The organism is Photobacterium minamisatsumaniensis, from assembly GCF_050336695.1.
Lineage (GTDB): Bacteria > Pseudomonadota > Gammaproteobacteria > Enterobacterales > Vibrionaceae > Photobacterium > Photobacterium minamisatsumaniensis.
Genome location: NZ_JAKJSI010000055.1, coordinates 23,115 through 48,692, shown reverse-complemented (window position 1 = coordinate 48,692; position 25,578 = coordinate 23,115). Strand labels below are relative to the sequence as shown.

25 protein-coding genes are annotated in these 25,578 nt (G+C 43.9%); 5 read left to right on the top strand and 20 right to left on the bottom strand.

What is annotated here, in order from left to right:
• Positions 1-376 precede the first annotated feature (376 nt).
• On the bottom strand, positions 377-1,111 hold the full coding sequence (fabG, locus tag L4D78_RS25000; RefSeq protein ID WP_428469444.1) for a 3-oxoacyl-ACP reductase FabG: 735 nt from the start codon (positions 1,109-1,111) through the stop codon (positions 377-379).
• A gap of 269 nt (positions 1,112-1,380) precedes the next feature.
• Between fabG and L4D78_RS24995 the strand changes: the two genes are divergently transcribed.
• Positions 1,381-2,352, top strand: coding sequence for a LysR family transcriptional regulator (locus tag L4D78_RS24995; protein WP_428469443.1), 972 nt, complete (start codon positions 1,381-1,383; stop codon positions 2,350-2,352).
• Positions 2,353-2,394: 42 nt separating this feature from the next.
• Here the strand turns inward: L4D78_RS24995 and L4D78_RS24990 are convergent, their stop codons facing one another.
• The 5 genes from L4D78_RS24990 to L4D78_RS24970 form a co-directional block, all read right to left on the bottom strand.
• Positions 2,395-2,916: a DUF2058 domain-containing protein gene (locus L4D78_RS24990; RefSeq protein WP_428469442.1), complete on the bottom strand. Its 522-nt coding sequence runs from the start codon at positions 2,914-2,916 to the stop codon at positions 2,395-2,397.
• 127 nt (positions 2,917-3,043) lie between these two features.
• A complete protein-coding gene (astB, locus tag L4D78_RS24985) occupies positions 3,044-4,381 on the bottom strand; it encodes an N-succinylarginine dihydrolase (protein ID WP_428469441.1) in 1,338 nt (445 codons plus the stop codon).
• Positions 4,382-4,645: 264 nt separating this feature from the next.
• Complete coding sequence (locus L4D78_RS24980; protein WP_428469440.1) at positions 4,646-5,032, bottom strand: hypothetical protein; 387 nt, start codon at positions 5,030-5,032, stop codon at positions 4,646-4,648.
• Between the two features lie 240 nt (positions 5,033-5,272).
• Positions 5,273-6,196 carry a cation diffusion facilitator family transporter gene (locus L4D78_RS24975; RefSeq protein ID WP_428469439.1) on the bottom strand — a complete coding sequence of 308 codons (924 nt, stop codon included), beginning with the start codon at positions 6,194-6,196 and terminating at the stop codon, positions 5,273-5,275.
• Positions 6,197-6,405: 209 nt separating this feature from the next.
• Positions 6,406-6,999, bottom strand: a complete 594-nt coding sequence (locus tag L4D78_RS24970) for a DNA-3-methyladenine glycosylase I (RefSeq protein WP_428469438.1) — start codon at positions 6,997-6,999, stop codon at positions 6,406-6,408.
• Between the two features lie 419 nt (positions 7,000-7,418).
• Here L4D78_RS24970 and L4D78_RS24965 point away from each other — a divergent pair, with 419 nt between their 5' ends.
• A complete protein-coding gene (locus L4D78_RS24965) occupies positions 7,419-7,700 on the top strand; it encodes a hypothetical protein (RefSeq protein WP_428469437.1) in 282 nt (93 codons plus the stop codon).
• Positions 7,701-7,844: 144 nt separating this feature from the next.
• Here L4D78_RS24965 and L4D78_RS24960 read toward each other — a convergent pair whose 3' ends face one another.
• Positions 7,845-8,174 carry a hypothetical protein gene (locus L4D78_RS24960; RefSeq protein ID WP_428469436.1) on the bottom strand — a complete coding sequence of 110 codons (330 nt, stop codon included), beginning with the start codon at positions 8,172-8,174 and terminating at the stop codon, positions 7,845-7,847.
• A gap of 65 nt (positions 8,175-8,239) precedes the next feature.
• Between L4D78_RS24960 and L4D78_RS24955 the strand changes: the two genes are divergently transcribed.
• A complete protein-coding gene (locus tag L4D78_RS24955; RefSeq protein WP_428469435.1) occupies positions 8,240-8,896 on the top strand; it encodes an HD domain-containing protein in 657 nt (218 codons plus the stop codon).
• Positions 8,897-8,948: 52 nt separating this feature from the next.
• Here L4D78_RS24955 and L4D78_RS24950 read toward each other — a convergent pair whose 3' ends face one another.
• From L4D78_RS24950 to L4D78_RS24930, 5 genes are all read right to left on the bottom strand, one after another.
• Positions 8,949-10,139: a cystathionine beta-lyase gene (locus L4D78_RS24950; protein ID WP_428469434.1), complete on the bottom strand. Its 1,191-nt coding sequence runs from the start codon at positions 10,137-10,139 to the stop codon at positions 8,949-8,951.
• Between the two features lie 120 nt (positions 10,140-10,259).
• A complete protein-coding gene (locus L4D78_RS24945; protein ID WP_428469433.1) occupies positions 10,260-10,988 on the bottom strand; it encodes a hypothetical protein in 729 nt (242 codons plus the stop codon).
• A 308-nt stretch (positions 10,989-11,296) separates the two neighbouring features.
• Complete coding sequence (gene secF, locus L4D78_RS24940; RefSeq protein ID WP_428469432.1) at positions 11,297-12,193, bottom strand: protein translocase subunit SecF; 897 nt, start codon at positions 12,191-12,193, stop codon at positions 11,297-11,299.
• Between the two features lie 2 nt (positions 12,194-12,195).
• Entirely contained in the window at positions 12,196-14,019 is a 1,824-nt protein-coding gene (secD, locus tag L4D78_RS24935; RefSeq protein ID WP_428469431.1) for a protein translocase subunit SecD, read from the bottom strand.
• 213 nt (positions 14,020-14,232) lie between these two features.
• Complete coding sequence (locus L4D78_RS24930; RefSeq protein ID WP_428469430.1) at positions 14,233-14,790, bottom strand: hypothetical protein; 558 nt, start codon at positions 14,788-14,790, stop codon at positions 14,233-14,235.
• 232 nt (positions 14,791-15,022) lie between these two features.
• On the opposite strand from L4D78_RS24930, the gene L4D78_RS24925 reads away from it, so the two are divergent.
• Positions 15,023-15,925 (top strand): NAD(P)-dependent oxidoreductase, encoded by a 903-nt coding sequence (locus L4D78_RS24925; protein WP_428469429.1) that lies wholly within the window; start codon positions 15,023-15,025, stop codon positions 15,923-15,925.
• Positions 15,926-15,997: 72 nt separating this feature from the next.
• On the opposite strand, the gene L4D78_RS24920 is transcribed toward L4D78_RS24925, so the two are convergent.
• Positions 15,998-16,480: a hypothetical protein gene (locus L4D78_RS24920; RefSeq protein WP_428469428.1), complete on the bottom strand. Its 483-nt coding sequence runs from the start codon at positions 16,478-16,480 to the stop codon at positions 15,998-16,000.
• A gap of 179 nt (positions 16,481-16,659) precedes the next feature.
• On the opposite strand from L4D78_RS24920, the gene L4D78_RS24915 reads away from it, so the two are divergent.
• Positions 16,660-17,664, top strand: a complete 1,005-nt coding sequence (locus L4D78_RS24915) for a LacI family DNA-binding transcriptional regulator (protein ID WP_428469427.1) — start codon at positions 16,660-16,662, stop codon at positions 17,662-17,664.
• Between the two features lie 113 nt (positions 17,665-17,777).
• Here L4D78_RS24915 and L4D78_RS24910 read toward each other — a convergent pair whose 3' ends face one another.
• The 7 genes from L4D78_RS24910 to L4D78_RS24880 form a co-directional block, all read right to left on the bottom strand.
• A complete protein-coding gene (locus L4D78_RS24910) occupies positions 17,778-18,386 on the bottom strand; it encodes a dual specificity protein phosphatase family protein (protein WP_428469426.1) in 609 nt (202 codons plus the stop codon).
• Between the two features lie 26 nt (positions 18,387-18,412).
• Positions 18,413-19,219, bottom strand: coding sequence for an inositol monophosphatase family protein (locus tag L4D78_RS24905; protein ID WP_428469425.1), 807 nt, complete (start codon positions 19,217-19,219; stop codon positions 18,413-18,415).
• A 76-nt stretch (positions 19,220-19,295) separates the two neighbouring features.
• A complete protein-coding gene (locus tag L4D78_RS24900; protein ID WP_428469424.1) occupies positions 19,296-20,420 on the bottom strand; it encodes an ABC transporter substrate-binding protein in 1,125 nt (374 codons plus the stop codon).
• A gap of 23 nt (positions 20,421-20,443) precedes the next feature.
• Positions 20,444-21,580 carry an ABC transporter ATP-binding protein gene (locus L4D78_RS24895; protein WP_428469423.1) on the bottom strand — a complete coding sequence of 379 codons (1,137 nt, stop codon included), beginning with the start codon at positions 21,578-21,580 and terminating at the stop codon, positions 20,444-20,446.
• On the bottom strand, positions 21,580-23,412 hold the full coding sequence (locus L4D78_RS24890; protein WP_428469422.1) for an ABC transporter permease: 1,833 nt from the start codon (positions 23,410-23,412) through the stop codon (positions 21,580-21,582). The genes L4D78_RS24895 and L4D78_RS24890 overlap by 1 nt, the downstream gene beginning before the upstream one ends.
• Before the next feature lie 182 nt (positions 23,413-23,594).
• Entirely contained in the window at positions 23,595-24,224 is a 630-nt protein-coding gene (locus L4D78_RS24885; RefSeq protein ID WP_428469421.1) for a thioredoxin domain-containing protein, read from the bottom strand.
• A 174-nt stretch (positions 24,225-24,398) separates the two neighbouring features.
• Complete coding sequence (locus tag L4D78_RS24880) at positions 24,399-25,568, bottom strand: M20 metallopeptidase family protein (RefSeq protein WP_428469420.1); 1,170 nt, start codon at positions 25,566-25,568, stop codon at positions 24,399-24,401.
• Positions 25,569-25,578: the final 10 nt, after the last annotated feature.

Genomic DNA, 25,578 nt, shown 5'->3' with positions numbered 1-25,578 from the left:
TCCATATTCATCCTTAAACATTATATAGCGGCAATATTTAGCATCTATGTTATCGTTGTTAGCATCGTTTATTAGTGACACGCGTCTTAAATATTTAATTTAAGTAATATATCGATTTGATATTATCAAGAATAAATATTCAGCAATAACTACTTAAAGAAATAAGACTACTAGGAGAATAGTTGTTACCGATATTCAAGTAGAACAGATACAACCTGAACAATGAAAGGCTGGCACATTTCTCAAGTCGTCGATGACTGAGAGGTAGGATGAACATTGGCAGTATACGCTAAATATCCCCTCCCCTTGATGGCCTCTGGCCACCATGGGGAGGAAGTAAGCATACTTACGTTAGTTTATGCCGAATCAGGCTGGCTTAAATAACCAACCCACCATCAATTTTAAGTGTTTGCCCAGTAATGAATGAAGCGTTATCGCTCGCAAGAAACAGTACACCATTGGCAATATCTTCAGGTTTCCCCATACGGCCTAGTGGCGTTTTCGTACGCATATAACTCAACACTTTTTCTGGTAAATCAACCGTCATTGGGGTTTCAACAAAACCTGGGGCAATACAGTTAGCACGTACTTGGGCGCCTTTACGTGAGAACTCTTTCGCCCAACCTTTGGTCATCGCAATAACACCGCCTTTCGTTGCGGCATAGTTACTCTGTCCGATGTTACCATCTGTCCCTACCACCGATGACATTGTAACAATTGAACCCGAGCCGCCTTCAACCATGACAGGTGCAACCGCTTGAGTCATATTAAAGACACCTTTGAGGTTAACATCAGAAACAAAGTCCCAGTCTTCTTCAGTCATTTTTTCAATCAAATTATCGCGGGTTACCCCAGCATTGTTTACCAACACATCAATTTTGCCAAAATCTGCTTTTACTCGCTCAACAAAAGCAGCAATAGAGGCTCGATCACAAACATTCAACTCAATCGCAGTAACGTTAGGATACTTTGTCTCAAGATCAGCCATCGCGGCGGCGTTCATATCGCAAGCATAAACCTGTAACGCATCGCGGTTTGCAAAGGTTTCAACAATACAACGCCCAATTCCCTGAGCACCTCCAGTAACGATACAAACCTTATTATCTAGCATCATTTTTTCCCCTTAAATATAAATACCAAAATACAGAGCTTCAAAGATGGTACTGGCGTGAACTTCGATTTTAGTGCGGGTCACACTCACCATCATTACTCACGTTATAACTCCCTAGTTTAGAATAATCATGCAAGATGATTACCAACATTGATGCAAATCACCTTTGCAGAATGATCATGCTCTATGACTGTCATTTTTCTTTCTTGGATATCAATGACTTTGTTTGCTATAACTGGGAAAGGATAATGGTTTAATCAGGGTAGATAATGTTAGACAAGGTCGTCTTCTTTCTGCATGTTGTACGTACCGGCTCAATCAGTGAAGCCGCGAAGCAAAACAATATGTCAGCTTCAGCTGCTAGCCGCTGGCTTAATGAGCTAGAAGAAAACATGGGGGTTAGCTTACTTAAACGTACCACCCGCAAAATTACCCCAACCCAAGCTGGCAAACGTTTATACGAACAATTCAGCCTTATCCATGCTCAAATTGATGATACATTCAATGAAATCCAAAACATGAGCAGTGAAGATAAGGGAACAATCAAAATAGCCAGTACCCCATTGTTTGCTAAGCATTATTTAAGCCAAATTATTGGTGAGTATATTCAGCTCCACCCATCCATTAATTTCGTGGTACTGGAAACCGCCTTCGAAGTTGATCATGTCCATGATGTCGACTTCTCCATCAGGGCAAATGCTACCTATCGCGGCTTTCAAGACAAAGACAGCTTATTGGTTAAGCGCTCGTTGCTAAAAGAACCATTAATGGCTTGTTGCTCACCCAGCTACATTCAAGATTACAGTAAACCTCTGGTTCCTGACGATCTTAAAAATCATTTATGCCTTTACGCCACAACATTAGTGGGAGGGAACCGGTGGATTTTCGAGCTAAATGGCGAACATAGCTCAGTGGAGATCGCCCAAACGGTAGAGGCTGATGATAGTGAAATACTCAAAAATATCGCGATAGCTGGCGGTGGCATCGCTTATTTGCCCATAAGCTTAATCGCCAATGAAATTCGAAAAGGGACTCTCGTGCCTGTACTTGAAAACTATGTCAGCAGTGAGTTTGAGTTAAACCTGTATTTTAAACCTCGAAAATACATGCCAGCGCGGTGTGTAAACTTCAAAGACTACCTGATATCACGCGTGCCGGAGATCGAACATGCTAACCAGCTTAAAAGAGAACGTCGTGCACATATACCACTCACGAGTGAATCGACAGTGCCCGATAAATAAAAAAGCCGAAGCTGAGCTTCGGCTTTCTTCATAGTTGATGACTTACCACATTAGATCATCAGGGATCTGGAATTCTGCATACGGATCGTCTTCATCAATTTCTTCTGCAGAAACCGTGTTGTTAACGACAATGCTTTCATCATCACGCTGACTAATTTTATCAGCCACCACACCTGGAACAATCGCGTACCCTTCAAGGAGGCGTACAATAGCTAAACGGCCACTGACGAGTTGATCCTGAGTCTGCTTATTAACATACAACTTCTTCACTAGCGTTCCGTCAGTAAAGTTGTAGCCGATATCGCCATCTTTGGTGTCAATCTTGTTCATTTCAATCAATTGTTTAACCTGAGAAGCAACCGCTTTTTTATCAGCATCTGCTTGCTTCTGGCGATTTAACTCTTGATCTTGGGCAAGCTGACTTGCTTTATTCTCTTCTACAGCGGCTTGCGCTTCTTTTCTTAACGTACGGGATTTTTTAGATGACTTCCCCGCTTTTTTCAGTTTCTTTTTATCAATAAGACCAGCTTTTAGCATCTGCTCTTGTAGTGATAGCTTCGCCATGTTGTCTCCGTCACGGGCACAGTTCGATAAAATCAGTTAGCAAAATTATACCAAATTCCATACCCGTACCGAAAGTAATCACGGTCTTCTTCAATAATTTAGCGGCGTTATCTTCATTTTTATCGCTTTAAACTCGCTGAAATGGGTATACCGCACCTAAAGATAGAATTTGCGTCAACTCATCTAATGCTGTTCTGGATTCTGTTAGCAATGCAGGATCAGCTAAATCAGCTTCAGCCATACGATCACGGTAGTGGCTCTCAACCCAGTTATTCAGCTGTTTAAACAAAGTGTCTGACATCAACGTTTTTGGGTTAACTGCCGCATGTTCAGCTTCTGTTAGTACCACACGCAAACGTAAACACGCTGGCCCACCACCGTTCGCCATACTCTGTTTTAAATCAAATACCTTAACGCTGTCGATTCCTTGCTTACTGGCTAACAATTGCTCGATATACGCCCAGACACGTGGGTTATCTCGGCACTCATCCGGCAACACCAGCACATGCTCTCCATTAGGCATGGCTAACAATTGTGAATTAAATAAGTAGCTGGTTATCGCATCATCGACAGACACTGCACTGCTCGGCACTTCAATGACCTTAAAGCCCCCTCCCATTTTGAGCGACAATTCATCATAAACTGCATGCTGGTTTAAGAAAGCTTGCTCATGACAAAATAAGATATTCTTATTACCAACAGCAATCACATCATTGTGAAAGACGCCTTGATCGATCACTGCAGGGTTTTGTTGCGCAATCACCAGCTTGTCCTTATCTAGCAGATGTAATCGAGCCACGGCCTCACAGGCCTCATAGGTATGGCGCGCAGGGTATTTACTTGGTGCGGGTAAACGGCTATCAAAAGCATGTCGGCCAAAAACAAAAAACTCGACGCCTTGCTCGTTATACTCATGGCAGAAGCGGGTATGGTTAGCAGCCCCTTCATCACCAAAATGCTCAACGCTGGGTAATGCTGAATGGTGAACAAAATGGTTAGTATCGGCAAACGTGGCTTGTAGAATACGTCCTGTCACTTCATGTTCAATCGAACGATGGAATTTATTGGTTAAATTCGCTGGTGTAAAATGCACTTTTTTATCGGCAGTATCAGCCGAGGGAGACACTGTGGCTGCATTGGCGGTCCACATACTTGATGCAGAGCAACATGCCGCTAACACTTTCGGGGCTTGTTTGGCTGCAGCCGTAATAACAGTTTGATCACTGCCAGTGAAGCCTAATTGTCGTAACGTGGCAATATCGGGACGCTCTTGCGGGGCTAACACGCCTTGCACAAGTCCCATCTCGGATAACGCCTTCATTTTCGCCAAACCCTGCTTGGCTGCGAGCTTTGGATTTGAAGGATCAGCCTGATTTTTTTCTGAGGCGACATTACCAAATGATAGCCCGCTATAATTATGCGTCGGTCCAACTAAGCCATCAAAGTTTGCTTCATATGCTTTCATAGACATTCCATGTTTAATTATCACTACCAAACAATAACAAACCCCTTACAATAACAACAAGTGCAATACATATGGCCATATAAAGCAACCATAAAGATAGAAATCACTCCCTATCGCATGATTATTCAAGTCTGCTGGATTAGGCCATAACGCCGCACATAATTACTCATCTATAAGAAACAAAAAACCAACGAAAAGGACGTTGGCTAATTTTGATTTTGTGTTGTTGATCAGCTTATGAGCTGGCTAAACGTACTCTAAAGACTACATATCCCACTCAACAACATGCCCTTCATCATATACACCATCGCTGTATGCTGGTGAGTAATTGATGAAGATATTACTTTTTGCGACAGGCAATTGCTTTGCAATGCTGTCAGCGATGAGTTCAAGCATATGGGCAATTTGCTCTTCCGTGTTGAAGTTTGGCGCAACAAGATGAACAAGCAAAGGGTGTGAGTTTACGGGTTGGCAATCGACTACATGGCCATTATGCGCATAATGATGCGGGGTTAGGTAATCCCATGTCGCCATCACGTGGTTAAGTTCAATGCCACTCGATTCTGAGATCACTTTCGACAGCATATTAAGTACAGTTGGAATATGGACTTCTTGCGCAAATGGCAGCGATTTTATTCTAACTAAAGGCATGGCTCTCTCCTTTGCACCCACAATGGCTCAAGGTACGTATTCAATGCCATCACAGAAAGAAGATATTCTCAGTTTCCTGACTTCGATAGCGAGCAGTTCAATGTATATCTGATTATTTGAAGATAGTTAAAAGAGACTGGCTTCAGCTATCTCATGATTGAGACATTCACAAAAAAGTACCATAAAAAAAGAGGAGTGATAGCTTAACTACCACTCCTCTCTTTGTTTGCGTAATTTTATTTAGTCGCAGCTTTTATCTTCACAACAAGGGTTAACGACCCGCTCAGCGCAAGTGTAAGGTTCAATGTGAATTATCACATCAACAACCTCATCAATTTGAGCCAAAATATGCGCCTTGAAATTTTCACTGATGGTATGGGCCTCATCAACGCTCATCTCAGGGTCAACCAAAAGGTGAAAGTCGAGTAAAACCGTACTGCCTGTCCGACGGCTACGAATGGCATGCACTTCTCTGATAAGTGGCATGTCATTAGCATATTGTAATATTTGAGTTTCTACATCTGTGTCAGCTTCTGCTTCTGTCAGCTCTAAAATAGCAGGCCATAGTATTTCAAAGGCTGCCTTTAAGATCATTGCAGTAACCAATAAAGCGGCTATTTGATCAAGATAATGCAGATCAGGTACAAAATAGTTAGCAATAACCGCAATCGCAACGGGTAATGAACTTAAAGCATCTGAACGATGATGCCATGCGTTAGCATGAAGGGAGCGACTATTAATTTTTTTCGCCTGAATCACCGTCCAGCGGTACAAAACTTCTTTCACTACAATTGAAGCTATCGCGGCCCAAAATGCCAGCATACCAGGCTGTGCTGTCGTTTCATGGCCAATTTGACTGATTGAATCCCAGCCAATGCCGATACCCACCAGTGCTAATACGACCCCGATAAAAATATTAGTTAGGGTTTCAAAACGGCCATGCCCATAGGGGTGACCTTTATCAGCCGGTGCAGTCCAGTAGCGAGAGCCAATCAAAATAGCCGTATCGGTAACTAGGTCGGAAAAACTATGTACACCATCAGCGACCAACGCCTGACTACCCGTAAATTTACCGACTGTTATTTTCACAATGGCCAAGGCTACGTTGGCAATTGACCCAACCCATGTTGCTTTTTGTATAACTTTTACTGGTGTTTCTGTCATGTTTTCTATTTAAATCCATTACATAGCACTAAGCGTTGAATCGCATAGTAAAGTTAAAATCATCAAGAGGAGCCTCTAAGTGCTCGTTACAGCATGTAAAGGTGCCTATTACAATGGAATAATACGCGCCCAATGGCTATCTAACCAGCGACTTTAATCAATGACTACAATCGGAAAAAACCATCAAACGGGTACATCTTGCTACACGCTTACAAGTCTTCACTATTATTACAGTCCAGTAAGACAGCTTGGTGAAAAGAGCACGATACAAGATGATCATTTACCATTCCGACAGCTTGCATAAAAGCATAACAAATAGTTTCACCAACAAATTTGAAACCTTTTTTCTTTAGAAATTGACTCATCGCTTTAGAAGCACCCGTTGATGTCGGTATTTCATCCGGTGAGTACCAATGATTGATCACAACTTGGTGGTCAACAAACTGCCAGAGTGCCCTCTCCAAACTGCCATACTCCTCAATAAGCTGCTTCGCTGCCCGAGCATTATTGAATACGGAGCAGATCTTACCGCGGTGTTTAACTACGTCGTACTCGCTAATCACTTCATCAGCATAATTGTCATCTCGAGCAGCAAGCATATCTAAATCATAATGATCAAATGCAATTCGATATGCCTCTCGTCGCTTTAGAATGGTGTACCAACTTAGCCCCGCTTGCGCGCCTTCAAGTGTTAAGAACTCAAATAAGTAGGCATCCGATTTTTGTACTCGTCCCCACTCACGGTCATGATATTCACGCTCCAGCGGCTGCTTCATCGCCCACGCGCATTCACTCTTTTCCATCTATTTCACCCTTTATTTAATATTATGGACACCCAATAGCAACCATGACACATAGCAACACCGCTCATATTGAAGTTTTATAATGGCAGAACCCTAAACCATGGAATTATATAATGAAATTTCACGATCAGCCTCTCATAATATACTCTGAACACGTACCGATACTTGAATTTATTCCTCAGACAAATTAGTGTGCTATTAACGCTAGTATGAGTCGTTTGTACAAAGGGAATTGGTAACGAACGCTACTTTTCCTTTGCCTACTTTTTTGGGCAAATTTTCGTATTTAAATTGCAAGTATTTGCAACACATGTCACATTACTAACAGAAGGAACGGTGATTCAAATTGAAAATTATCGTCTTCCTTCCATAATGGATTAATCAATACAAAGATATTGATTTTACATAAAAGGACTTTTATGAGACACATAGCCGATTTTATCGAGCAGTTAGAAAATGGAGGCGACCCGTTCAAGGTTTGGGTTTACTCCAGTAAAGGTCAATATAGTCAGTTTGGCAAACAAGGTAAGAAAGTTCGTACACCAAGCCTTAAAAAAGCGCTCGGTGATTATCTTCAAGTTGTTGTTGAAATGGACAGTAGCAAAGATGATGCTTTTCTCTTGCTACCTGAAGTTCACGCCGTTGTGCCTGTTTCATTTCAGGATGGAAAAGTACATTCTCTGACTCGACCAAATGCGTAAATTGCAGCAAATGTAGAACGCTAACAAGAACGATTAAGAAACAATCTAGGCTAGGTTATTTTTTATCAGCATTCAAATTTGCAATCAAAAACAGACCTCAGGGTCTGTTTTTTTATAGGTAAACAATGCGAGCTCAACGATACTTCAATTTTGTTGTGATGCGAGTATCTTCGACGTAGGCATAATCGTTCGTCCAGACGTACAAGCTTGATTACCCGCTTCCCACCCTTCATTAAAACGCGTATCACTCATATCTAATGTATCGTCTTTACGATAATCCATATCCGCAAGACCCAGAAGATTTAAAGCACTCTCGCAACCTTGGTTATAACCATAATGATAGATACTGTCATATTTAACATCACTGACGTATTCATCAGGAAATAGCTGATAATTTTCAATATTACTACTTGTACAGCCCGTTAAGGCTATAGGAAAGATAATCATTCCAGCCCAATACCATGTCTTTCTCATCGTATACCCTTTAGTATTGTTTACCTAAAGAATAGTCAATGACGTGATTTCATACGAAGCAAATGATGACAGAGTTAGTATTATCTCAATTAGAAAACCAACTACAGACGTTTATCAGTGAACTGTCGATTACCGATCCAGCTCATGACCTCTCACATATCAAGCGGGTTGTTACCGCCGCTAAGCAGTTCGCTCATCATGAAAAAGCCGAATTAGCGGTTATCATTCCGGCTGCATGGTTACATGATTGCGTCACCCTGGCCAAGAACCACCCAAACCGACATAAAGCGTCTTCGCTCGCGGCAGAAAAAGCACTGGCATTTCTTTCATCAATCGATTATCCGGTGCAATACTATGCTGGTATTGTCCACGCCATTGAAGCCCACAGCTTCAGCGCAAATATTCCGGTACGTACCCTCGAAGCGGCCATCGTTCAAGATGCCGACCGTATAGATGCGTTGGGTGCTATCGGCATTGCACGCTGCATACAAGTCAGCACCAGTTTTAACTCCGCGCTATACAGCACAGCCGACCCTTTTGGTCATTCTCGGGAGCGTAATGACAAAGCATTTTGCCTCGATCACTTCTATATCAAATTATTTCAATTAGAGAAAACCATGAATACAGAAGCGGCAAAGCAAGAGGCTCGTCAACGTACCGAGTATATGAAAGGGTTCTTGAATCAGCTAGGCCATGAAATCGGTGAAGTGAACCAAACATAACCACTGCTAGGTTATAAAAAAGGGCAACCAGTATTGATTGCCCTGACTATCTCTAACTACTGGCAAGCACTGCATTAAAGCGGGCAAAGCCTTGTTCCAAATCACGGATCAGATCATCGGTATCTTCTAGCCCTATGTGTAAACGGAGCAAGGGCCCAGCAAAATCTTTCTTTTTCGCTGTTCGTATTGAGTTAATATTTTCATTCGCAAGGATCAAGCTTTCAAAGCCGCCCCATGAATACCCCATGCTGAAATGCTCCATACCATCAAGTAACGCTGTTAGTGCTTCGGTATTTCCGCAATTTAAAACAACTGAAAATAAACCATTACAACCTTTAAAATCACGTTTATAGAATTCATGCCCTTCGCACGTTTCAAACGCAGGGTGGCGAACATGATCAACTTCTTCTCGACCCATTAACCACTCAGCTACTTTTAGGCTATTTTTTTCATGCTGTTTCAGACGGACACCTAACGTGCGAAGCCCACGCATTGCAAGGAAAACATCATCTGGCGACGTACATTGCCCCATAAGATAACTATTTTCACGCAGCTGATCCCAGCAGCGTTCATTAGCCACTGCAGTACCGAGCATGACATCAGAGTGGCCTACGATATATTTCGTCGCGGCTTGAATCGAGATATCAACGCCGTGTTCAAAGGGTTGGAAATTAACAGGGGAAGCCCAAGTATTATCTAGCATCACCACAAGATCGTGCTCATGGGCAATACGAGATAATGTCGGAACGTCTTGTACTTCCATAGTAATTGAGCATGGTGACTCTAGAAACAGTACCGTCGTATTAGGGCGAATAAGATCGCGAATACCTTCACCGATCATTGGGTCGTAATAGGTCGTTTCAACGCCCATATTAACAAGGATTTTGTCACAAAAATCACGGGTTGGCTCATAAGCTGCGTCTACCATTAAGACGTGGTCGCCTGTTTTGACAAATGACAAAATCGCATTGCTAATAGCTGCCGTTCCACAAGGATACAGTGCACAGCCTACACCGCCTTCTAGCTCAACCATGGCATCTTGGAATGCAAAATGCGTATTAGTACCACGGCGCCCATAAAATAATGCCTTGTTGGCACGATTGGCGGTGGCGTGTTTCATCTCTTCAACCGAATCAAATACAATGGTAGACGCCCTACTCACTGGCGGGTTAACCAATGATTGAGTCCATTTTTTTCCACGACCTGCGGTGACTATTTTAGTATCTAGTGCTTTCTTGCCCATGCTCGTCCTAACATCCTTTTGAACTAACGTGCTGACCTATAAGAAAAGCACATCTGTTAGATTTGGTTGGTTTTCTTAGACGTTAACACAGTTATTCAAAACTGAAAATGGACGATATCATTAAAGTGATACAGCAACTTTTGTGGCAATATTTGGATAGTTTTTAATTCGGCTATGATGAGAAGATAGCAAATGTGAAGATTCTGCCGCAGTTGGGTCAATCATTTCTAAATGGGCTCGGTAATTCAAACACGCACGCATTATGTTTTCTTTCTGTGCCACTTTCGCTGTCAGCACGGTAAGCAAGATGGCTTTATGGGCGAAGTGTTTATGCAATTCAATAACCACTTCAATCGAGCATGATTTACCACCGTGTGGGCGCAAGACTTGCAAAGCCTGTTTTTTCGGAAAAAGCTGAAAGACATTATGATTTATGTGTTTCGCATTACGGATCATGCTGCGCATTTCACATCGTGACAATGGGCTGTAACAAGTAGGGCACTCTCCTGTTTGGCTATCCGCCAAGTAATGACGGTGTAAGGTACTCATTTTACCATCTTCCATAGGCAAACTAAGAAAAATGATGTCTTCGTAATCATCGCCTAATGTTTGGAAAAGCCCACGAGTCTGAGAAACAAAACCACGTTGTAATAAACAGTTTATCGCCTTCAAACCTGAAAGGTACTGGTTGAGAGACGTCAGCATAGCGAGCAATAATGCAGAACGATTACTCACACCGGATAATACAGACCGCTCTTCAGGCACTGTTTCAGACGGCGTAAGTGCGTGAAGTTGATTATCGATAAATTGTACAATTTGTTGGTTTAGCTTCATTTCTGTGTCATACATAATGCCGCCTCTTTTTATTGGTCAATGAGTTAACCAGATGCATGGCCAACCTATGACTAATAAAAGCAATATCAATGCCTAAACCTACAAACAAAAAAGGACATAAATAAAACTGTCCTATTTTCGATAACTTATCTATCAATAACAAATGCACTCACTAGCATAGCAACTGATTTGTCATCTAAACGCTTACCTTTATGCTTTATTATTCGCATTTCGCAAACTATTCTGCACTTGTTGCAAAACTCAAATCTAAGCTCAGAAGCAAAAAAGGCCGCCTAAGCGACCTTTCCTTTCTCACATTTCAATTACGGCTCGTCGGTAACAGGGGCTTTCATATAATGTTCAGCTTTTAACCCAAACAACTCCGGCAGCGCCGTTCCCACAGACACCGATGACCAAGTGCCGGCTAAAATCCCGATAAATAACGCAATCGCGAAACCTGCCAACGCACCGCCTCCTAACCACCATAACGCGCCAACAGTCATTAGCGTTGTACCCGAGGTCACTAAAGTACGAGAAATCGTCGCTGCAATTGCTTCATTGTTTACTTGGTCAATTGGCTTATTCGGATTTGATATTAATACCTCACGAATACGATCGGCGATAATGATTGAGTCATTGAGTGAATAACCCAAAACAGCCAACACCGCAGCAAGCACTGTCAGGTTAAACTCCATCTGTGTAGCGGCAAAGAACCCCAACACAAAAATAACATCATGCGCTAAGGCAAATACCGAGCCAGAGGCCAGCCGCCATTCAAATCGAAAGCTGAGATAACCCAAAATACACAGAATAGCGATAAGTAGCGCCAAGCCACCTTGCTCTGCTAACTCTTGGCCGACTTGAGGTCCTACTATACTCGTATTCAGCACTTGCACATCGGGTGACACTGTATGAAGAATATCCCCTACGTTTGGTGCTTCACCTTGCTCTGGAATAGCATAACGCAAGACCCAACGTCCAGACTCACCTGCTGTTATGACATTAACATCTTGTCCCATTGCTTCATCAAGCACATTCTCGAGGGTTTGAGCGTTTATCGAGCTATCGAGCTGAACTTCTGTAACAATACCACCGGTGAAATCAAGCCCCCAGTTTAGGCCCTTAAAGCCTATGGTAAAAATCGAAAGCAATAACACAATCACCGAAATAATGCTGGTGCCGTGACGCCATTTAGTCGCGTTTTTCATTGTAATCAACATACTTAAATCCTCACTTCACGTCGTGCATCACGTCCCCACACCAAATTGATAATGGCGCGAGAGGCAAAAATACCGGTAAACATACTCGTTAACAGCCCTAATCCTAATGTCATAGCAAACCCTTGGATCGGGCCGTTACCAATGGCATAAAGAACAACAGCGGTGATCATAGTGGTGAAGTTCGCATCAAAAATAGTACTAAAAGCACTGCTGAAGCCGCGATCAATGGCCTGAGCTAAGCTTCGTCCTTCTTTAAGTTTGTCGCGGATACGTTCAAAAATTAGTACATTCGTATCAACAGCCATACCGACCGTCAAAACCAATCCGGCAATACCCGGCAACGTGAGCACGGCACCAGGGATCATCGCTAATAAGCCAAACAGCATGACCATATTGGTCACCAAAGCGATGTTTGCAACCCAACCTAAGCGGCGATACCACAGTGCCATAAAGACCAGCGTCATACCTAAGCCCAATGCCAGTGCCGCAAAGCCATTTTGAATATTCTCAGCCCCTAACGTTGGACCAATCGTTCGCTCTTCAACAATCGTCACTGGCGCGGTCAATGAACCTGCACGTAGTAACAGTGCTAACTCTTGGGCATCCTGAAGCGATCCCGCCCCTGTGATCCTAAAGCGATTACCCAACTGGCTCTGAATAGTGGCAACACTGATAATTTTACTGTCTTGAACTGAATTACCTTGTTCATCTCGGCTATATTCGCTGAAAGCCGTTGCCATTGGCTTACCAATATTCTGGCGAGAGAAATCTGACATTACTCGGCCACCAGCGCTGTCGAGTGTAATGTTAACCTCTGGAGTTCCCATTTCACCAAAGCTAGCACGGGCATCGACAATATGATCACCGCCAAGAATAGGCTTGCGAGCAACGCGTACTTCTCGCCCATCTTCATCAGGCAGAATCATTGTACTACCCGTGCCAAGCTCTTTTACGGGGTAAAACGCAAGACTCGCTGTTGCACCAATGACATTTTTGGCTGCTGCAGGGTCTTGGACACCTGGTAACTCGATACGAATACGATGCTCACCTTGGCGTTGAACTAATGCCTCTGTGATCCCAAGCTCTTCAATTCGGCTACGCATGATCTGTAGATTTTGCTGAACAGTCAGGTTACGTAAGGTCGCTTTCTCGTCTTGCTTCAGAGTAATAACTAACCCGTTACCACTCCCATTGGTTGCCTGCCATTGTGGGTATTCATTCCGAAGAAAACTACGTGCAATGCTATTGGCTTCAGAGTTTGGTAGTCGAACCGAAACTTCACCAGCATGTGCATCAGTGAAACGTACGCTTCGCACGCCTTGCTCACGGAAGTGCTGTCGTAAACTATCCTGAAGTTGTGCACCTTGAGCGGTGTAGACCTGATTGACATCGACATCGAGTAAAAACTGCACTCCGCCGCGTAAATCTAACCCGAGTTTGATTGGCTCAAACCCCATTTTAGTTAGCCATTGTGGTGCTGCCGGTGACAGTGATAAGGCAATCTGAGATTCCGAGATATCAGCGCCATCTAAGTTTGCAAGTACTGACTTAGCTTTTGCTTGTTGCGCTTCATTTTGTAGCACAACAATTGTATTGCTATCGGACTGATCTATACGCTTTACTACAATATCCTGTGCCGTTAATGCTTTTTGGATTGCAATAATATCAGGCTGTTCTGATGGTTTTGATGAAATTTGTACGGCTGCATTTTCGCCATACCACGTTGGAATAGCACTGAGCATCATTACGATAACAGTGACAGCAAGCACCACATATTTCCACGCGGGATAGTGGTTTATTAAACGTTGGTTAGTTTGTCTTTTCATATCTTTCGCCATTTATTCACTCGCAAACCGCAAGTGAGGGCATACTAACTAACAGCTTTGATTATCAATCATTAATCAATAGCTTAAGTTGTATACTCAGTAATTCGGCCATAGCTTGCACAAACCTAAAAATCGGCTCGGTACAACCTACAGGAATTTAATATGCCAAAACGCATTCATGCGCTGGCTAAAATCGTGAATTACCCGAATGGGTTATGCGAAAGATAAACGGTGATGGTAGATGGTATAGATGAGATTACTTTCTTTCCAACCGCTAATTCGGCTAGAAGATGCAGGGGTTTGCAGGGTCCAGTCATGACTTTGTGCAAAGTCGATACGATAGCCTTTCACCAGACTTGGTGCTGGCTCTATCGGCAACTCTATAGCTAACTGATACAGCGGCTCACGTTCATCAGAGCCTGTACGAGCAAAGTATGCCATACGTGAAGACGTCGTTAGACCTAGATCTAAGTGGCGACCATCACTGGAGTGCTGTTTCGTATTTTTTTCAACCTGAGAAAGACTGTCCAGATCAAGAGAGCTTTCATAGAGCGCCCGCTGCAATTCTTCATCGGTATTATGACGTTCTAGTGCACCATTGTGGGAAGCACTAAAGAACCGATCAAACGATGACGACTCAGCAATATGTTGTGAAACCACGGAAGGAGAAAACTGAGTATACGCAGCTGCTTTTATATCTGTATGGGGATTATTATGGGCGAGATCAGTCGCAGCGTGGCTCGACCACACCATTCCGACACTCAACACCATTAGTAAAACCCGAAGAAATGAAAGCAATATAATCTCAGCCAATTAGTGATAACCTGAGCATAATAATGCTGAAAATATTCATAGACAAGAGATTATTGTCACCAATCAATATCCACCCAATCAAATACACTTTTGATAACAATCTATAAACATGAAATCTATTCATATTCACATTTGTAGATTTTCCGTTGTATATCATCAGCGTGGTCGATATAGTCCCCTATTCAGCAAAATGACACAGGGAAGCAACAAAATGACTACTACAAACATCGCATTTATTGGACTTGGCACAATGGGCTTCCCTATGGCTGGGCACCTTGCCAATGCAGGGCATCAGGTCACCGTTTATAACCGTACGACCGCAAAAGCAGAGCTATGGGCAGAGACATACACAGGTAAAGTAGCCCTGACACCGGCAGAAGCCGCAAAAGACGCTGACTTTATTTTTAGCTGTGTGGGTAATGATGACGACCTTCGCCAAGTGTACTGCGGTGATAATGGAATTCTTACAACCGCCAAATCTGGTGCCACCCTCATCGATAACACCACCGCTTCTGCCGAGGTTGCGCGAGAAATCGCAGCTATAGCAGCTGAAAAAAACATTCATTTTCTTGATGCCCCAGTATCTGGTGGAGAAGCTGGTGCTGTAAATGGTTGCTTAACCGTTATGGTGGGTGGCGAGCAGACCGTATTTGACCTCGCAAAACCTGTCATTGACTGCTTTGCTAAGGCGACAACCCTAATGGGTGATGTCGGCTATGGACAAGTTACCAAGATGGCAAACCAAGTTTGTATTGCCGGTATCTTGCAAGGTCTCTCAGAGGCGATCACATTAGCGCAGTCATCAGGCCTTGATATCGAAAAAATGACAGAGGTACTTAAGCACGGTGCTGCTGGATCATGGCAGCTGGAAAATCGCGCTGCAACGATGGCGAAAAACGAATTTGATTTCGGTTTTGCTATTGACTGGATGCGTAAAGATTTAGGTATTTGTTTTGATGCTGCCGATAAGCTAGGTGTTGATTTACAACTGGCTAAACAAGTCGATGCGAAATACGCCGAGCTGCAAAAACGCGGCTACCAGCGTGCTGACACATCAGTACTAATCAAGCAGTTTGATGATGAATCGCGCTAACCAATAAGCTTTCAACAAAGAACAATGAGGCCTTAGAGCTTCATTGTTCTATTTATCAAACCGCTAATTACGCTACAGCTTATAATCAAGCACGATATAGAATGAGTCTAGCTGTGACATATTACGCTCTTGCCAGTTATCCCATGTATCTATGACTCGGTAACCAACCTCCCCCGTAAAACGCTCATTAAAGCCATAACGCATTCCTGTCTGAACACCCAAAGTCCAGTCGTTATCACCATGACTAATAAATTCATGGCCACCACTGGCACCAATTAACCACTGCCAGTTACTAGTATCTGATAGGTTCACCATATAGTCATAAGACACAAAGAAATTCGTTACTCTTGAGTCGGTTGCATAAGCATAAGTACCTGTAACTCGGTGATTATCATTTAGCACCGCACCAGCACGGAAGTTAGGCTCGAATTGAAAATCGGCATTATGGCTCATACCGTCACTTGTACCAAAGCCAACGAAATGTTCAATCTCATTCGCATAAGCTGTGGTTGCTAACATTAATCCCATCGTTATCGCTAAGCACTTTTTAATCATCTTGCCACTCCATTAAAAACACTGTTCATTTATGGGTAACAAGATACTCAAAAAATGGGCTGGTTAAAGTGAAAACGCGTTAATTTACATTAATTAATTTACCACTCTCTGGCTTTGAAATTTATCGCACCGGTAGATTGAATGGCATATAATTGCCTATCAATTAGTTTGGTTTTTGCATGGATACTCAAGCCGTTATGACAGCTTCGGACAAGCGTTTTGTCAGTGCTCAACAGGTCGCCGATCTTGCCGGTGTTTCTCGCTCTGCGGTTTCACGTACCTTCACAGAGGGCGCAAGTGTCTCACCCAAAACTCGCGAAAAGGTACTGGCTGCAGCCAAGCAGCTCGGTTATCACGTTAACCATCTCGCACGTGGATTACATGACACCAGTAATATTGTCAGCTTGATCACAACGGATATCAGCACCCCGTTCCAAGCGAGTTTTATCGACACCCTGACTCGCCAACTCCAACAGATAAACAAGGTCGCCATGGTGATAAACACCAAAGGCGATAAAAACAGCGTCACTGCCGCCTTAAACCAAACGCTAAACTTCCGCGCCGAAGCCTCTATTATCCTGTCAGGCCAACCACCGAAAGAATTGATAGACAAATGCATAACGAATGGACAGCGGGTAATTTTGGTCAACCGCCACGATGCCCACCCCAACGCCGACAACATTCGGCTTGATAACTTCACCGCAGCGCAACAGGCACTGCATATATTGATTGAGCAAGGCTGCCAACATGTCGCCGTCGTGAACTCTAATGTTGGGTCATCGGGTTTGATGGCACGAGAACAAGGCTTTATTGCTGCGGCTAACAAGGCTGGTCTCAGTGTTGATGTAATCCGTCATGGTGATACTTCCTACCAATCAGGAAGCTATATGGCGGAGCAATTAAAAAATCAGCCTGACGGGGTATTCTGTGTCACTGACCTGTTAGCATGCGGTTTTGTCGATGGACTCAAAAAGCGCGATATCCATATTCCTGACGATATAGTAGTCATTGGTTTTGATGATATTGAACAGGCAAGCTGGAGCAGTTATCAACTTACAACATTTAAACAGCCGATAACCCAAATCACAGAGCACATTATAGGACGGCTGCAGGCAGCGGCTACAGTATCTAAATCTGACTACCTCTACACCCTAGAACCTATTTTACGAGCAACAACACGCTAATTCTCAACTAACGTTGATGTGCTAAAAAGCCAGCATGGGTTACATGCTGGCTTAAAAATAAACCGTCAACGTATTTTAGGACGGGACAAGTCTATTTTGTACGAGTTAGTAGCTTAAGCAAAACCGTGCTCTTCAAGCAAATCTAACATGGTATTGGCCTTCTCAATTGCTTCAATTAAGCTTGGCTTCGGGGTTTCAAACCATTCGTCAGGCCTTAGATCACGGCGCTCACGCACTGCATCTATCGCCGACTGTAAGGTGGGGTATTGTAGTGGTTGCTGACGGTGCATATACAACGAGGCTATCGCGACAGAGCGGCTACGACCACCACGGCAATGAATCAACACATTACCGCGTTCGCGATGCGGATAACTTGGTTTATCCGGCAGCTGTTGAGTAAATGCGCCGTGCAGTAAATAATACCCAGCAAGGATCATTTGATGCGGATTACCCGGACCATCAATTAAGCCCATTTTATAGGTACGAATCACACCGCTTCCGCCTGCTAGTTTCTCGCCCTCTTCTTCTAGGTATGGGTCATTAACATAATTAATATCGAGGTTAACTGCACAATTCACGAGAGTGGTGATCCCAAATTCACGATGAAGCCCGCGATCTCGCGCTGAATCATATCCACCAAGGTACAAGCTCTGGCCTTCAGGGCCGATATTAGTGGCAACCAAGTGTGCTGGGGCGCGTTCGTATACTGGCGCTATTTTCATTTTAAATCCTTGTACTATAGACGATATTAATCAATTGAAATGGATGCATTTCTTGCAATGGCTATCGATAATGCTGGCGTCGCTGCCAAGACTGGCCCACCGTTATGCCAATCATCCATAGCCGTAAAATTATTCACCACGCCACCAGCTTCATTAACCAGTAACAAACCCGCTAAGCAATCCCATGGGTTCATATGTAATTCAACATAACCGTCGGTTCGCCCAATGGCGACATACGCTAATGCCAATGCTCCGCATGCGCTTCTACGAACATTACCGCCAAGCTCAATTAACCCTTGCAGTGTTGAAAAATACTTATCCTGAGAAGCTCGTTGATTCCAACCAAGCTCTAAATTGGCGGCCTCGAATGAATCGGTTTTTGCCACACCTATGGCCCTGCCATTCATTGTTGCCCCTTGTCCTTTCTGCGCAACAAACAGTTCATCATGAATCGGGTCGAAAATCAGACCGAGCTGAGTCTCACCCTCGCTAACAAACGCGATAACAATACAGAAATGAGGTATCCCTCTGGCAAAATTTGCGGTGCCATCAATTGGATCCAAAATCCAAGTATTGGCTTTGATCTCGCCCCCTGTTTCTTCTCCATATACTGCGTCATCAGGGAAAGCCTGATTTAGCCGATCACGCAATAATGCTTCGACGGTAATATCAGYTTCAGTTAAAAAATCTTGCGGGCCTTTAAACGCAATTTTTTCCGGCGTCATAGCAATAAATGCCTCACGCGCTATTGCGCCAACGTCTTTAATAATGGCGGTCCCGGCTTCGAGACGCTCACTAAGATTTAGTGGTGATAACTTTAATTCTTGGGACATATCATTCTTCAATAAGGTGAACTAACACCAGCAATGGCTGGCATTAGTAAATAAAAATATGACTCCGGTGATAACACTAGCGCGTGAAGTGGATACGCCATAGATCAGCCCAGTCTTGACGGTTGTCAAAATCGTCTAAGCCTGTTGATGCATCGTACTGCAATACCTGCTTGTAGATTTTCTGTACGCCAGAGGCTTCTTTCGGGTGTGGGGAAATGGCTAGGTTACCAGAGACTTTACCGTCGATAGTTTGGTTACTGATCCCTTCTTCAGTCATCAAGAAGTGCAGGAACAACTTCGCAGCATTCGGGCTTTTCGTTTTGGTCGATATCACGCCGTAACTTGGTGTTGACCAACCAGCAAACGGTACCATGCCTTCACAAATACCTAAGTGTACTTTGCCACTTGCTACATCACGGTATTTCGCCGTCGACATTAAACCCATGAATGGGTCTGTTTGGCCTGGAGCACCAACTGCGTCTCCTGCTGCTGAACCTGAGTCCGTTGGTAGCGGTGAGTTTTGTGCCAACGCCTTCACCCAAGCGTGAGTTGCAGAACGTTCTTCACTTACAAGTGGCTTACCATAATGGGCTTCATAAGCTGCCGCCATTGCATCATCATGGTGGGCTTCAATCTGGTTGAACCAATCTAAGAATCTCGCATTATTGAGCGGATCAGGAAGTGCGACTTTTCGCTTCCAATTATCATCGGTCAGCTGCCAAATGTTCGACACCGGGCATGTGTCATAAACTTCGGAGTTGTAAGTCCATACCGCAGGATCGCCATATACAACCAGTGGATCTTTCGCAATCTCAGGTATGTCATTAGCAATGACTGGCGATACCCAAGTTTCGACAACATTCATCGGCATTAGCTGTGCCATGGTTGCTGAAGCATCCCCTGTGATCACAACATCACCACGAATATTGCTTGCACGATATTCACGGATCATCATTTCGACTTGAGCTGAGCCACTTACCTTGTTACCAACAGCTTCAACACCGTATTTTTCAGTGAAGTTCTCAGCAGTTTGTACAATTTTTCCTGAAGGGGCATACACCGTAATTGGTGCTTCGTTACGCGCAGCTTCAATTAGCGCATCTAAATCAAATGCATCCGTTGTTGACGCCATTGCGGCTCCAGATAACGTTAACGCCATAACGGCTGCCAACGTTGTTGCCTTCAACATATTCCTTTTCACAATATTGCTCCTAACGAATCAGATTAAAGATGTTGTGTTTGACTATGTATGGTGTTGTTTAATGTTGCGGAATCAACGCGCAGCCCTTCACCGTTAAAGATATGTAGATCTTCTGGCTTAATCATTAACGATAAAGACTGACCTTCTGTGAAGCATGGTGGCACTTGGGTATTTACGTGGAAACGCTGATCAGCAACACTGAATTCCAAAATCCAGCTACCACCTGTCGGCAAAATGCTTTCCAGTCTAGAGTGCAAGGTCAAGCAAGCGCCTGTACCGTTTTCTGGTGTTTCTGCAACCTTCATTCGCTCTGGTCGTATACCAATAGACCAGCCTTGTTTAACGGTACCCAGCAAGTTCTCGACATATTGCTTTACAATCTCGCTGCAGAGAGAGGGGTCATCCAATTCAATGATATTGATCGGTGGTGTGCCGACAAACTCAGCGACAAAACGGTTCGCTGGCCGCTCATAAATATCATTCGGCGTGCCAACCTGCTGTAGTTCGCCATCTTTCATTACTGCTATCTTGGTCGCCAGTGCCATGGCTTCCCATTGATCGTGAGTAACAAATACAATGGTGGTGTTATACGTACTATGGATACGCTTAAGTTCAGTACGCATTTCCAAGCGCAAACGCGCATCAAGGTTCGATAGCGGCTCATCCATCAGCAAGATGTCGGGCTGCACTGCCAGCATACGTGCCAGAGCGACCCGCTGCTGTTGACCACCAGAAAGCTGTGATGGGTAGCGAGAGCGATATTTATCAATCCCTAATGTTTCCATCACCGACTGGATCGTTTTCGCGCGTTCGGCCTTGCTTACTTTTCGTAACTTCAAACCAAAGTCGATATTCTTTTCAACCGTTAGGTGCGGCCACAATGCATAGCTTTGGAATACTAAACCCAAGTTACGTTTTTCAGGCGGAAGAAACACACCGTCTTGCTGGGAGTCAACCACGGTTTCACCCAGCATGATCTTGCCATCAGAAACATTCTCTAATCCGGCAATCATGCGTAAAGTCGTGGTTTTACCGCAACCAGATGGCCCAAGCAGGCACATGAACTCCCCTTCATTAATCTCCAAATCTAGGCCGCTAACCGCCTGCCCTTCACTTTTTTCGTATTGTTTGCAGACATCGTGTAGTTGAATATTTGGCATTAGCTTCCTAGTCCTTCTGCGAGGTTAGTCTTAGTCAGTTTTTGGGTGACATATGTGCCAACAAAGGCAATCAAACAAATAATGAGTACGACGGCATTGGCCGCTTGCGTGTAGTTGTAATCAATCAGCCTTAACGCGTACGTGGTCAATACATCGGTTGATGGCACGGCAAGGATAACGAACAGGCTTAAACCGTTAATGCCAGATATAAACGGCAGTAATATCCCCGTCACCAGCGATCCTTTCTGGATTGGCATCACCACATGACGCATACGAGTAAACCACCCCGCACCAGCCATTTGTGCTGCTTCTTCCGGATCTTTACCTAACTGCATCATGGCTGAGATCCCAGCACGTGAGGCATAGGGCATCTCATCGGCAATCAACGCTAGTATTAGCAAAGTGACAGTGCCATAGAGTGCTGGCATAGGGCCGCGCGGAATGGCAAATAACGAGAGGTAAGCCGCAGCAAACGCGACTCCCGGGACAAGGTATGGGAAGAAGGTAATATGACGTAGCATCGAACCCAGTAATTTCAATGGACTACGTACGACAACATAACCAACCATCAAGCCAAGTAAACCAGAGCACACTGAGGCAATACCGACAATCCATAACGTATTCCACATCGCACTCCACAGGTTGCTACTCAGCAATACACCGTTGCTTTCAGCAATGGTTGCCAAACCAGAACCAATCCAGAAATCGAACGTAAAGTTATTCAAAGAGAAATCGCCCGGAATACGCATCACCGTTGATAGGGCGAGAACCAAAATCGGCATCGCGACAGAAACGATAAATACAACAGCAGCAAGCGACGAAGCAGGTAAACGCCACTTTCCTAGCGGGCTGCTTCGATGCATAACGCCTTTGCTGCCCACTGTGACAAACTTTTTTGCTTCTTTAAGCAGTAATGCATCGATAAGTAGCGAAATAATGCCAAAGAACATAATGGCACCTGCTAATACTGCAGCAACACCCGATTGGCGTGATTCAAGACTTCGATATAGCGATGTCGAAAGTACTTCGTAATTCACGGGTAAACCGAGAATATAAGACACACCAAACTCACCCAGCACCTTGGCAAAAATCAACACGCACGCAGACACTAGAGCGGGTAGCATAAGTGGCAAAATGATTTTGAAAGTAATCGTCCGGCTTCTCGCCCCCAAAATGCGGGCAGAATCTTCAAGCTGGGAATCGAACGAACGCAGTGCGTTACCCAGTAGCAAAATAACAAACGGAATATAGTTCAGGGATAGAATAATGATGATTGGCATTTCGCCATAGGCAAGCCAATCTGGCGGTTGAATACCAAGGTTTTCCAACCAACCTTGCTGACCACCTGTTGAGCGGTTTTTAAATATGGTTGTCCACGCCATAGCAAACGTCCAGGCTGGCAACATGTAAGGAACAATCAATGCGGTGGCAAACCATTTTTTACCAAACATATCACTGCGACTGACCAACCAAGCAAGAACACTACCAAGGGTTAGAGAGATAACAATAACGCCCACAGCGACACGTAAAGTATGAGATAGCGGCTGCCAAAAAAGAGATTGTGAAATTGGCGACAGCAACGTGCGATTCAGGTAGTAATCCGTCCATTCCCCCGTCATTTCACCGATACGGCGTTCATCACCAAACTGTACCTGCACAGCATCAAGCAGTAGCGATAAAACGGGTACGGCAATGAAATAGGCAAAGATAGCAGCTAGCACCAACCCTATCAGTGTGGTTGGCGTTTGGATGACTAACTGGACCTTATATCTCAAGGCTAACCAGCGTGATGATGGCGAAGAGCCGATGGCCCCATTGGACAAAGAGTTCAAAATACACCTCGTAATATTCTTTTGCACAGCTGTGCAACTCGAGGTGAATCATAAATATTGTTTATGTAACTTTCATAGGATATAGATGACGAAATAGTGACAGCGGTAGAGGTTAAGTGCCATTAGTCAAACAAACAACAGCCAACAAAATAGGTGACTGTCGTTGATACATTCCCTAATGGTTAGATTGTCGGTTCTGATAACGTTAGAAGGTAGTTCATTGTATTCACTAACCCCTGAAGGCCACCATGTCCCTCTAAGTTTATTAGGTACTTTCCATCGACAACAAACGCCGGTATGGCGGAAATACTCGACACTTTCATAATTGATTCAATCTGTTCAATCTGGTTCGATACACTTTGCATTTGAGTATTGTTAAGCTTACCAGGTGCCTGTAACCCATAGCTTTTGTATAGCGTTGTTAACCTCTCTGCATCAGTATTTTCCGTTTGTACTGCATCGAATAATTCAGCCATGAACGACAAATTAACTGGTGAGCTAGTTTGCTCTTTTGCACTGTAATATAAGTAAGCCGCTTGCCTCGTACTGGTATTAAAAACAACATGTTTTTTATCAACCCTTGTTCCTGTTGAGTCTTCTAATGGCGGCAAAAACTTACTCATCTGCTTACAAGGTGGGCAGCTTAGAGAGAAATATTTAACAATCCGTGAGCTATCTGATCCTGTATGAATCGGTGTCGGTAGAGTATTATAATGAACGCCTTCCTGCACTGAGCTAGCGTAGCTATGACGAGCTAGGAGTATCATTACAGCAAAGAATAGAATCAGTGGTGTAGTACGTGAAAAAGTCATTGGATCATCCAGATCAGTGAATACTATCAAACCGTCTTAATAGCTAAATTATTAATAGTATTCGTAAGATTCTTAAGGCTCACAGAGGCTGCAATATCTTTCTTGCAAAGGCGTTACATTCGCCGTTAACAGTCAACCCTATATGAGCCCTCTCAATATCATTGAGGACTTCGATTAGTAAGAAAGTCGTTGGTAGGTAATATTCACAAGCATCGATGCTGCACTTTGAATGCTTGTATCGTCAAAATCAAAACTTGAAGTATGAAGATTTGTCCCTTTGGTTCCGATCATGAACCAACAAACGCCTTTCACTTTATTAGTGACGAAAAATTGCATATCTTCACCTCCAGGCGAGGCTGGCACATCATCAACGACGTTTCCTTCACCGTAAATACGCTTACCGCACTCTATAACTGTGTTGGTATGTTCGACAGTGTTAACTGTCGCAGGGCAAAGAACCTCAAATAGAAGATCGTAGGTAGCGGCGTATTTATCACATACCTCTTTGGCTATTGAGTGCATTCTCTCGCGCATGTAATCTGCAATGTGAGACTCAAAGTAACGCATGGTGCCACCAGCCAATGCCATTTGTGGTATCCCGTTCATTGTCGTGCCCGCATTGAGCTTACACGTTGCTATCACGGCCAACTCTTTACCCTCTATTTCGCGAGTAATCGTATCCCACCCAGTGAGTATTTCACTTGCTACATTTATCGGGTTAATGCACTTGTGAGGGACTGAACTGTGACCACTCCGGCCCACGATTGATAGCGTGTAACACTCGCCAGCACCTGTGGTTGCACCATAACGAACCTGTAGCGTTCTATCTTCTAGCCTCGGCATATTGTGAAAGCCATACAGTTCAGTGTAAGAATGCGACTCATACAAGCCATCTTTCATCATGGCCTTAGCACCCTGCCCTGTTTCTTCGTTAGGCTGGAAAATAAACTTTACCGCACCATCAAAATCATTGTTTTTCGCTAAATACGATATCGCTGCAAGCGTTATGGCCATATGGCCATCGTGACCGCAAGAGTGAGCAATACCTTGATGTTTAGAGCCCCATGCCATACCAGAGTCATCATTCATCGGCAACGCATCCATATCACAACGAAATGCGATTGTTTTGCCAGGGGCTTTACCTTTAATGGTTACAACAACTCCCGTCGTACCATAACCAAGCTCGTAATGAACCTTCCATGTATCAAGCAAGTTGGTTAAGTACAGCTGTGTTTTGTACAAATCGAAACGTAGTTCTGGGATTTGATGTAAATCTCTTCGCCAAGTTACGGCATCACTAACTAATATGTCATCAATCATAGTTATCGGTGTCGATATAAGCATGGTTATTTCC

Coding starts and splice junctions, on each gene's coding strand:
- L4D78_RS24990 (WP_428469442.1), bottom strand. CDS start 2,916: ATGGCGAAGCTATCACTACAAGAGCAGATGCTAAAAGCTGGTCTTATT.
- L4D78_RS24895 (WP_428469423.1), bottom strand. CDS start 21,580: ATGCCAAATATTCAACTACACGATGTCTGCAAACAATACGAAAAAAGT.
- L4D78_RS24980 (WP_428469440.1), bottom strand. CDS start 5,032: ATGCCTTTAGTTAGAATAAAATCGCTGCCATTTGCGCAAGAAGTCCAT.
- L4D78_RS24975 (WP_428469439.1), bottom strand. CDS start 6,196: ATGACAGAAACACCAGTAAAAGTTATACAAAAAGCAACATGGGTTGGG.
- L4D78_RS24960 (WP_428469436.1), bottom strand. CDS start 8,174: ATGAGAAAGACATGGTATTGGGCTGGAATGATTATCTTTCCTATAGCC.
- L4D78_RS24995 (WP_428469443.1), top strand. CDS start 1,381: ATGTTAGACAAGGTCGTCTTCTTTCTGCATGTTGTACGTACCGGCTCA.
- L4D78_RS24970 (WP_428469438.1), bottom strand. CDS start 6,999: ATGGAAAAGAGTGAATGCGCGTGGGCGATGAAGCAGCCGCTGGAGCGT.
- L4D78_RS24930 (WP_428469430.1), bottom strand. CDS start 14,790: ATGGTGTTGAGTGTCGGAATGGTGTGGTCGAGCCACGCTGCGACTGAT.
- secD (WP_428469431.1), bottom strand. CDS start 14,019: ATGAAAAGACAAACTAACCAACGTTTAATAAACCACTATCCCGCGTGG.
- L4D78_RS24885 (WP_428469421.1), bottom strand. CDS start 24,224: ATGACTTTTTCACGTACTACACCACTGATTCTATTCTTTGCTGTAATG.
- L4D78_RS24955 (WP_428469435.1), top strand. CDS start 8,240: ATGACAGAGTTAGTATTATCTCAATTAGAAAACCAACTACAGACGTTT.
- secF (WP_428469432.1), bottom strand. CDS start 12,193: ATGTTGATTACAATGAAAAACGCGACTAAATGGCGTCACGGCACCAGC.
- L4D78_RS24915 (WP_428469427.1), top strand. CDS start 16,660: ATGGATACTCAAGCCGTTATGACAGCTTCGGACAAGCGTTTTGTCAGT.
- astB (WP_428469441.1), bottom strand. CDS start 4,381: ATGAAAGCATATGAAGCAAACTTTGATGGCTTAGTTGGACCGACGCAT.
- L4D78_RS24945 (WP_428469433.1), bottom strand. CDS start 10,988: ATGTATGACACAGAAATGAAGCTAAACCAACAAATTGTACAATTTATC.
- L4D78_RS24925 (WP_428469429.1), top strand. CDS start 15,023: ATGACACAGGGAAGCAACAAAATGACTACTACAAACATCGCATTTATT.
- L4D78_RS24950 (WP_428469434.1), bottom strand. CDS start 10,139: ATGGGCAAGAAAGCACTAGATACTAAAATAGTCACCGCAGGTCGTGGA.
- L4D78_RS24910 (WP_428469426.1), bottom strand. CDS start 18,386: ATGAAAATAGCGCCAGTATACGAACGCGCCCCAGCACACTTGGTTGCC.
- L4D78_RS24965 (WP_428469437.1), top strand. CDS start 7,419: ATGAGACACATAGCCGATTTTATCGAGCAGTTAGAAAATGGAGGCGAC.
- fabG (WP_428469444.1), bottom strand. CDS start 1,111: ATGCTAGATAATAAGGTTTGTATCGTTACTGGAGGTGCTCAGGGAATT.
- L4D78_RS24920 (WP_428469428.1), bottom strand. CDS start 16,480: ATGATTAAAAAGTGCTTAGCGATAACGATGGGATTAATGTTAGCAACC.
- L4D78_RS24880 (WP_428469420.1), bottom strand. CDS start 25,568: ATGCTTATATCGACACCGATAACTATGATTGATGACATATTAGTTAGT.